The sequence below is a fragment of the Ruegeria sp. BJ6 genome (assembly GCF_056537885.1).
On sequence record NZ_JBQFSG010000025.1, the window covers coordinates 1 to 2,557 of the forward strand.

Here is a 2,557-nt window from a genome sequence, read left to right on the forward strand (position 1 = left end):
GTTACTTGCGATTGATTTAGGCAAACAGTCGTTTCACATCCACGGAATCACCAATGAGGGCGAGGTAATCTCGAAGAAGGTGACCAGATCAAAACTCGCCGCTGCCGTTCAGGAGTATTCCCCGGAAACAGTCGCCATGGAGGCTTGTGCCAGCGCTCATCACTGGGGCAGACAGTTTGAGGCGCAAGGCTATGCCGTGCGCCTCGTTCATCCGCGGTTCGTAATGCCGTTTGTCAAAGGCTCCAAGAACGACGCTGTTGATGCCGAGGCGATCTATGTGTAGCGGCTTGAGATCATAATCCGTTGGGCGCGAGATCATCGCTGTTTCTGGCTCAGATTATTTGAGACTATAATTCGATTTGGTGTCTTGGCCCCCTAAAACTGTGCCACAGTTGGCTTAGTTTTGGAGACGGGATTGATGGCGCGGAAACGGTATTCGGACGAAGATATTCTGCGGCTTTTGCGCGAGATTGAGCTGGGCCTGGCATCTGGTTCGGATGTCGCGACGGCGTGCAGAACGGCTGGTGTCAGTGATGCGACCTATTACACATGGCGCAAGCGGTTTGGTGGGATGGGACGATCTGAGATGGCCAATCTGAAGGCGCTGCAGAAAGAGAATGATCGGCTCAAGAAAATCGTGGCTGAGCTTGAACTGGACAAACTCATTCTCAAGGAGAGCCTTGATTATCTAAAGCCAAAGGCCTGACGGCAGACCAGCTTCGTCAGGCCGTGGTCCACACCCGACAAAAGCTGGCAACCTCTGAACGGCGCACCTGTCGCGTGATTGGATTGGCGCGGAGCACGCTGCAATACCGCGCAGCGCCAAAGGATGATGAGGCGTTACGTCTGGCGATGATCCGATTGGCCAAACGGTATGGGCGCTACGGCTACCGCAAGGTCGCCGAGCTGCTGCGTGTCGAAGGCTGGGCAGTCAATCATAAAAAGATCGAACGACTATGGCGCGAAGAAGGCTTGCAGCTCCCACAACGGCACAAGAAACGCAAACGGCTGTACCACAAGGACAGCTCGATCATCCGGCTCCGACCGCAACATCCCAATCACATCTGGAGCATTGACTTTGTCCACGACAAGCTGAGCAACGGACAGAGCTACAAGATGCTGACGGTGCTGGATGAGTATACCCGTGAGGCGCTCTGCGTAGCGGTCAAGCCGAAGATGAACAGCGCAGACGTGCTGGATGCGCTCTACCCACTCTTATTGCGGCACGGGAAGCCCGAACACATCCGTTCCGACAACGGCGCGGAGTTCATCGCAACGGCCCTGCAGACCTGGTTAAGAAAGGTGGGCATTAAGCCGATCCAAATCTACCCGGGATCACCTTGGGAGAATGGATACAACGAGCGCTTCAATGGCACTCTGCGCCGGGAAGTCCTCAACGCAGAATGGTTCCACACCACCAAACAGGCTCAGATCGTCATCAATACCTGGCTTAGACAGTACAATCGTGTCAGACCCCATCAGGCTCTAAACATGCGACCGCCCGTTCCAGAAACCTTGCTCAAAACTGGCCCATAGAATTGGGGCTGGACACAATAACAACAGGTTTTCACTCATCACTCACATGTACAGCATGCAAATGAGATCATCTCAATTGCTCACAGCTTGAATTGGATAAAGAAATGACCGTAATGAACAATGCACCTGTCGCGGCTGATGATACTGTTGATCCGAGTGAGTTCCTGGTCAATGACTTCACCGATGGCTCTCAAAGCGACCCGAGTGTTACCGCTCTCGCCAATGGCCATTTCGTCGTCACCTGGCAGTCTGATGATGGACAGCCGGGCGATACGTCTGAAACTGCCATCAAGGCCCGTATTCTCAATGAGAATGGTGTCGAGATTGTCAGTGAATTTCTGGTGAATGAGTCTACTAATGGTAGTCAATTGACCCCCAGCGTTACCGAGCTCGCCAATGGCCATTTCGTCGTCACATGGCCGTCCAATGATCAGGAGCAAGGGCATCCGTCTGGTTTTGACATCAAGGCCCGTATTTTTGATACGGATGGTAATGAGATTGTCAGTCAGTTCCCGGTCAATGAAGTTACCCATGACATGCAAGGCTGGCCGAGCGTGACAGCCCTTGCCAATGGCCATTTCGTCGTCACCTGGCATTCTCACGCCTTGCAGCAAGGCGATCCATCCGGTTATGCCGTCAAGGCGCGTATTTTCGATGCGAGTGGCAGTGAGGTTGTCGGTGAATTCCTCGTCAATGAGTTTACCAATGACATTCAAGGCACTCCAAATGTGACAGCGCTCGACAATGGTGATTTTGTCGTCACCTGGCATTCTCTTGACGGGCAGCAAGGCGACACTGATTGGGCCATCAAGGCGCGTATTTTCGATGCAAACGGTGTTGCGCAAGGTCCCACGCCGATCGACGAAGATGTTGTGACTTCGATTGAGACCGCCACCCTCTTGGCCAATGACAGTGATGTTGAAGGGGATGCACTGACGGTAACAGCGGTCTCTGCCGCGAGTACGCATGGGGCCGCCCTTACGCTGAATACCAACGGGACCATCAGCTATGATCCAACCGG

Annotated in this window: 1 protein-coding gene and 2 pseudogenes; all 3 read left to right on the top strand. The window is 53.5% G+C overall.

Features of this window, described 5'->3' with window-relative positions; translation table 11 throughout:
- Window positions 1-277, top strand: a pseudogene (locus tag ACR0D6_RS22490) (IS110 family transposase); the annotation flags it as partial.
- Window positions 278-418: 141 nt separating this feature from the next.
- A pseudogene (locus ACR0D6_RS22495) lies at window positions 419-1,536 on the top strand (IS3 family transposase).
- Window positions 1,537-1,640: 104 nt separating this feature from the next.
- Window positions 1,641-2,557: cadherin-like domain-containing protein (locus ACR0D6_RS22500; RefSeq protein ID WP_480767155.1), on the top strand; the 917-nt coding region annotated here is incomplete at its 3' end.